A 7,394-nucleotide genomic window follows, 5' to 3' on the forward strand; every position below is an offset into this window, starting at 1 on the left:
CTCCGCCTCCGCCGATGCCTCTGTCGAAGACGCTCCATCCTCGTCTTCGGCTCCCCTCCCGGGAGGGGAGCTGGCCGCCGACGGCGGGGGGTGGGGCGGGGCCTTCTCCACGCGGGGCGGTTCCGCCACGGCCGAGGAGTTCATCCGCAAGAGCCCGAACATCTCCTGGGTCGGCCATCTCATGGCCAACCCCGCCTACGGCACCAAGGTGGGCGACGAGCACTACGAGATCCGCAAGGTCGGCGAGGACGGTCCCGTCGAGAAATTCGATCTCGACATCCATCTCGACACCTACTGGGACAATGACCCCGACGGCGGCGTGAGCAAGCACGCCGTGCGCGACATCGTCATCCCGCTCAACGTGAACGGCAACGAGACCGGCCTGTTCCCGGTCGTCGACCGCGAGCGCCTGCCCGAGCACGTGTACCGCATGCTGGCCGACACCGCCGGCATCGGCAACACCGCCATCACCGGCGACAGGCTCGACGCCATGCCGGCCATCGAACAGGCCGACGACAAGACGGCGTATCCGTTCGGCCGCGCCCACGCGTCCTACACGCTGAGCGCCAATCTCGGCTTCGACCACGAGGCCGCCACTGGCGGCGCGCTGCCGGCCAGCCTCGTGCCGTCGCGCATCGCGCCCGACGCCCTCGTCGGCCCCGCATGGCCGGCCATCTACGCGGCGCTCGGCTCCGTGTACGTACATGGCTTCCCGGTGATCGAGGGCCTGCTCAACGCCGTGCACCTCGACCATCTCATCCGTCTGGAGGTCACCGAGGACGAGCTGCTCGCCCACACCGGCGAGACCATCTCGCTGACCAGCTGGGCCGAGGACTACTTCGAGTCCGCGTCCGGCCGCGTCGTCACCATCCATGTGATCCACGCCGCCGCCGACGGCACCGTGCTCGCCAACGAGACCGAGCGTTTCGCCATCCGCGGCCGCGCCTACTCCGACGCGCTGCCGGCCGAGGCCCCCGAATACGGCGGCATCGAGGCCGAGACGCTCGACACCCCGCGCCGTCTGCTGCGCCGGGTGAAGGTCGTGGCCCCCGGCGAGATGACCGCGTTCGCCCGTACGTCCGGCGACTTCAACCCCATCCACACATCGCACCGCGGCGCCGCCGTCAGCGGCCTCGCCGCCCCGCTCGTGCACGGCATGTGGCTCTCCGCCACCGCGCAGCACGCCGTGCAGGCCGTGGATAACAAGGGCGCCCACTACGAGATCGCCGGCTGGACATACAACATGTACGGCATGGTCCAGCTGAACGACGAGGTGGAGATCTCCGTCGAACGCGTCGGCAAGGTGAGCCACGGCGGCATGGTGCTTGAGGTCACCAGCCGCATCGACGGCAACATCGTTTCACGTGGAACGGCCATCGTCCGCGCGCCGAAGTCCGCGTTCGTCTACCCTGGCCAGGGCATCCAGAAGCAGGGCATGGTGCTCGACGAGCGCGCCAAGTCCGCAGCCGCCCGCGACGTGTGGGAGCGCGCCGACAGGCTCACTCGCGCCAAGCTCGGATTCTCGATCCTCGCCGTCGTGCGCGACAACCCGAAGGAACTGACCGCCAACGGCGTGACCTACCGTCATCCCGACGGCCTGCTCAACCTCACCCAGTTCACGCAGGTTGCGCTCGCCACCGTGGCGTTCGCCCAGACCGCGCGTCTGCGCGAGACCGGCAGCGACATCTGGCCCGCCTACTTCGCCGGCCATTCGCTCGGCGAATACAACGCCCTGTCCGCGTTCGCCCAGGTGATTCCGCTGGAGACCGTGCTGGAGCTCGTGTTCCACCGCGGCTCGACCATGCACCACCTGATTCCGCGCGACGCCCAGGGCCGTTCCAACTACCGCATGGGCGCGCTGCGTCCGAACCAGTTCGGTGTGGACGACGCCCACGTGAAGGCGTATGTGGAGTCCGTGGCCGAGAAGAGCGGCGAGTTCCTGCAGATCGTGAACTACAACCTCGCCGGCCAGCAGTACGCCATCGCCGGCACGATTGCCGGTCTCAAGGCCCTGAAGGCCGATGCCGCCCGACGTGTGGCCGAATACGGCGGCAAGCCGGCGTTCATGCTCGTGCCCGGCATCGACGTGCCGTTCCATTCGACGCTGCTGCGCAAGGGCGTGCCCGAGTTCCGCGACAAGCTCGACGCCCTGCTGCCCAAGCACATCGATTATCGTGGTCGTCTCGTCGGCCGGTATATTCCGAACCTCGTGGCCGCGCCGTTCGAGATGACGAAGGAGTTCGCGAGGAAGATCCTCGACGTCGTGCCGTCCGAACGCATCAAGGCCGCGTTGGACGACGACGCCGTATGGGATTCCTACGCCGAGGACGACCAGAAACTCGGACGACTGCTTCTGACCGAACTGCTCTCCTGGCAGTTCGCCTCGCCGGTGCGTTGGATCGAGACCCAGGCGCTGCTCTTCGGCGAGCAGGCCAAGGGCGGTCTTGGCGTGGAGGAGTATGTGGAGGTCGGTCTCGGCAACGCCCCGACGCTCGCGAACCTCGGCGCCAAGACCCTGCGTCTGCCCGACTTCAAGAACCGCAAGGTCACCGTCTACAACGTCGGCAGGGACGAGGGACGTGTATATATGACGGATTCCGATTCGTTGGTGAGCGAACCGGAATCCGTGGAGGCGACGGAGACGGCCGAACAGACCAAGCCGGCCGCCGCGCAGGCGGCATCGGCTCCGGCTGCGCCCGCCTCGCCGACCCCGGCCCCTGCCACGCCGGCTCCCGCCGCGGCCCCCGACTCCGCGGTCGGCCAGCTCGGCTCCGCCGTCGCCGGTCCGGTCGAGGACCTGCCGTTCAAGGCCTCCGACGCCATCGGCGTGCTCATGGCCTACTCCACCAAGATCCGTCTGGACCAGATCGGTGCCAACGACACCACCGACACCCTGACCAACGGCGTCTCCTCCCGCCGCAACCAGCTGCTCATGGACATCAGCTCCGAGCTGGGCGTGGCCAGCGTGGACGGCGCCGCCGAGGCCACGCTGCCACAGCTCGCGCAGATAGTGAACAAGGTGGCTCCGAACTACAAGCCGTTCGGCCCTGTGCTCTCCGACGCCATCCGCGACCGTATGCGCTCGCTGTTCGGCGCGGCCGGCGTCAAGCCCTCGCACATCCGCGAACGTGTGACCGGCGTCTGGCAGCTCGGCGAAGGCTGGGTGGCCGCCGTCACCGCGGCCCTGCTGCTCGACACCCGCGAGGGCGCCAGCTCCCGCGGCGACGACCTCGCCAAGCTGCCCACCGGCGCCGTGGCCAACGCGGCCGCCGCGGACAAGCTCATCGACGACGCGGTCGTGCTCGTCGGACAGACCAAGGGCGTGGCCGTCTCCAAGCCGAACGCGGGCGGTGCCGCGGGCGGTGCCGTCGTCGACTCCGCGGCCCTCGACGCCTTCGCCGAAAAGGTGACCGGCGCCAACGGCGTGCTCGCCTCCACCGCGCGCTTCGTGCTCAACGAACTGGGCGTGGCCGCCCCCGCCGCCGAACCCGGCGAGGACGAGAACGCCGCCGTGGTCGAGGCCGTCAACGCCGAACTCGGTTCCGACTGGCCCAAGCAGGTCGAGCCGCGCTTCGACGCCAACAAGGCCATCCTGTTCGACGACCGCTGGGCGTCCGCCCGCGAGGACCTGGCCCGCGCGTTCCACGAGAACGACGCGGCCGCGCTCGACGGCTCATTCCGCGGACTCGGCAAGGCCGTGGCCGACGAAGCCACGTGGTTCGCCGGCAGGACCGACGACGCCGCCCTGCGCGGCGCCTTCGACCGCATCGCCAAGGAGGCACTCGAACCCACGTCCGACGACGCCGCGGCATCCCGCTTCGCCGGGGACGTGGCCGTGGTCACCGGCGTGGCGCCGCGCTCGATCGCCGCACAGGTCGTGTCCGGACTGCTCGCCGGAGGCGCCACCGTCATCGCCACCTCGCACAGCTTCAAGCCGAGCGTGAAGGCGTGGGCCAAGCGCACCTACCGCGAACACGCCACCGGCGACGCGCGGCTGTGGCTCGTGCCCGCGAACCTCTCCAGCTACCGTGACGTCGACGCGCTCGTCGCCTGGGTCGGCAACGTGCAGAAGAAGGTCAACGGCGCCACCACCACGATTCTCAAACCCGCCTATGAGCCGAGCCTGTTCTTCCCGTTCGCGGCCCCGCCGGTGCACGGCACCCTGGCCGACTCGGGCGAACTGTTCGAATCCCAGGCGCGCCTCATGCTCTGGGGCGTCGAACGCGCCATCGCCGGACTGAGCCGCATCGGCGCCGACACCGACGTGCAGCACAAGCTGCATGTGGTGCTGCCCGGTTCCCCGAACCGTGGCATCTTCGGCGGCGACGGCGCCTACGGCGAGGTCAAGTCCGCCTTCGACGCCATCGTCAACCGCGCCCGCGCCGAGAAGACGTGGTCCGGTCGCGTCACGTTCGCCCATCCGAAGATCGGCTGGGTGCGCGGCACCGGCCTCATGGGCGGCAACGATCCGCTGGTCGACGTGGTCGAACGCCACGGCATCCATACGTACTCCACCGCCGACATGGCCGTGAAGCTGCTCGACCTCGCCGACGCCAAGGCCCGCGCCAAGGCCGTCGAGGCCCCGCTCGACGTGGACCTCACCGGCGGACTCGGCAACGAGCCCATCGACATCAGGGCCCTGCGCGCCGAGGCCATGGCCGACGCCGCGGCCCATGCCGAGGAATCCGCAGCCGACACCGACGGACAGGCATCCGAGGCCGCGGCCTCCGCCGAACCGAAGGGCGAGACCATCAAGGCGCTGCCCACCCCGCACGTGCCGCATCAGGCGCCCGTCGACCTCGCCGACTGGGAGGGCGTCACCGCCCGACCGGAGGACGAGATCGTCATCGTCTCCATCGGCGAACTCGGCCCCTGGGGTTCCGGCCGCACCCGCTTCGAGGCCGAACTCGGCATCCACTCCGACGGCGAGGTCGACCTCTCCGCCGGCGCCGTGCTCGAACTCGCATGGAACATGGGCCTGCTCACCTGGCAGGACAGCCCCAAGCCGGGCTGGTACGACGTCGACGGCGAACTCGTGCCCGAGGAGGACATCGCCGAACGCTACCACGACGAGGTCGTGGCCCGCTCCGGCATCCGCCCGTTCGAGGAAGGCATGGGCAACGACTACAAGGACGGCGCCGACGAGGAGGAGGCCGAAGTCTACCTCGACCACGACGTCACCTTCTCCGTGCCCACCAAGGACATCGCCGCGGAATACGTCAAGCTCGACCCGAAGCACACGAGCATCGCTGCCGATGAGGAATCCGGTGAATGGAACGTCATCCGCCACGCCGGCTCCATGGTCCGCGTGCCTCGCCGCGCCACGATGAACCGCACCGTCGGCGGCCAGTTCCCCAAGGGATTCGACCCGCTCAAGTGGGGCATCCCCGCCTCCATGGTCGGCGACGTTGACAAGATCGCGCTGTGGAACATCGTCACCACGGTCGACGCCTACCTGTCCGCCGGCTTCACCCCGGCCGAGATCCTGCAGTCCATCCACCCCTCGCAGGTGGCCAGCACGCAGGGCACCGGCTTCGGCGGCATGGCCTCGATGCGCAAGCTCTACCTCGACCGCTTCCTCAACCACGAGATCCCGACAGACATCCTGCAGGAGGCCCTGCCGAACGTCGTCGCGGCCCACGTGATGCAGTCCTACATCGGCGGCTACGGCAACATGGTCCAGCCGGTCTCCGCCTGCGCCACCGCCGCCGTCTCCCTGGAGGAGGGCGCAGACAAGATCGCGCTGGGCAAGGCCGACTTCGTCGTCACCGGCGCCATCGACGACATCGGCGTGGAATCGGTCATCGGCTTCGGCAACATGAACGCCACCGCCAACTCGCAGGAGATGTACGGCAAGGGCATCGACGCGCGCTTCTTCAGCCGTGCGAACGACCGTCGCCGCGGTGGCTTCCTGGAATCCCAGGGCGGCGGCACGATCCTCCTCACCAGGGGAGACATCGCGCTGAAGCTCGGCCTGCCCGTCGCCGGCGTGGTCGGCTTCATCCACAGCTACGCCGACGGCGCGCACACGTCCATCCCCGCACCCGGTCTCGGCGCGCTCGCCGCAGGCCGTGGCGGCAAGGACTCCAAGCTCGTGCACGACCTGGCCCGTCTCGGCGTCACGCCCGACGACATCGCCGTGGTCTCCAAGCACGACACGTCCACCAACGCGAACGACCCGAACGAGTCCGAACTGCACAACACGCTGGCCCACGCCATCGGCCGCACCGACGGCAACCCGCTGCTCGTGATCTCGCAGAAGACGCTCACCGGCCATGCCAAGGGCGGCGCCTGCATCTTCCAGGTCAACGGCCTGACGCAGCTGTTCAACAGCGGCGTGGTCCCGGCCAACGCCTCGCTCGACTGCGTCGACCCGAAGCTGCGCCGCGACGACCACATGGTGTGGCTCACCCGTCCGCTGCATGTCGGCACGGTGAAGGCGGGCCTCGCCACGTCGCTCGGCTTCGGCCACGTCTCCGGATTCGCGGCCATCGTGAACCCGGGTGCGTTCGAGGCTGCCGTGGCCAACACCGCCGGCGAGCAGGCGCTGAACGAGTGGCGTGCCCGCGCCAACGCCCGTCTCGCCGCCGGCCAGCGTCGTCTGGAGGAAGGCATGATGGGTCGCGCCGCGCTCTACGAGCCGATCGACAACCGGCGCTTCCGCGAGGACGGCACGCGTCTCGCCGACGGCGGCCGTTACGACGGTCATGAGGTCGAGAAGGCCATGCTGCTCGACCCGAACGCCCGCCTTGGTGTCTCCGGCTACTACGAGGCGTAGCGCTTCCCTGATGTCCCAGGGCCGCGTCCGGCTTCCGTGCGCGGCCTCGGCTTCTTGTGTGGCCTCGGCCTCGGCTTCCGCTTTCGGTACTGTCTCCCCGCGCTGGTTATAACGCATCCGTGCGTTTAACCCGTTGCGTGCCGTTCTCTAGCGCTGGTTATAACGCATCCGTGCGTAAAACCCGTTGCGTATCGTTCCTCAGCGCTGGTTATAACGCATCCGTGCGTAAAACCCAGCTCCGGGCGGCTCCGGATACTGCGGTCGCGTACCCGGTCACGGGTTGTGTGACCGGGTGCAGGTTGTGCTGCGTGACCAGGTACGTGTTGCGTGACGGGGTGTAGGTTGTGTGACCGGGTGCAGGTTGTCGCGTGACCGGGTGTATGTTGCGTGACCGGGTATGCCTGTGCCTTGTCACGCGGTCTGAAAACCATTGCAATTTCAACGATTTCCATGAGGCGTGACCGGGCGTACCTATACCCGGTCACGTTTTTTCATATACCCGGTCACATTTACGCCCCGTCCGCGTGACACGCTGCACCCGCCGCGCCCACACCCGCCGCCCACACCCACACCACACCCCCACCCTGGCTCTTATACCCATCGGGCGCTGGCGGCG

At 68.7% G+C, this 7,394-nt stretch carries 1 protein-coding gene; it reads left to right on the forward strand.

Annotation, left to right across the window (positions count from 1 at the left end; genetic code table 11):
- The coding region (locus tag DF200_RS10250) for a type I polyketide synthase (protein WP_109138173.1) at nt 1-6,778 on the forward strand (6,778 nt) is incomplete at its 5' end.
- Between the last annotated feature and the right edge of the window lie 616 nt (nt 6,779-7,394).

It is taken from the genome of Bifidobacterium catulorum (assembly GCF_003129925.1).
Taxonomy (GTDB): domain Bacteria; phylum Actinomycetota; class Actinomycetes; order Actinomycetales; family Bifidobacteriaceae; genus Galliscardovia; species Galliscardovia catulorum.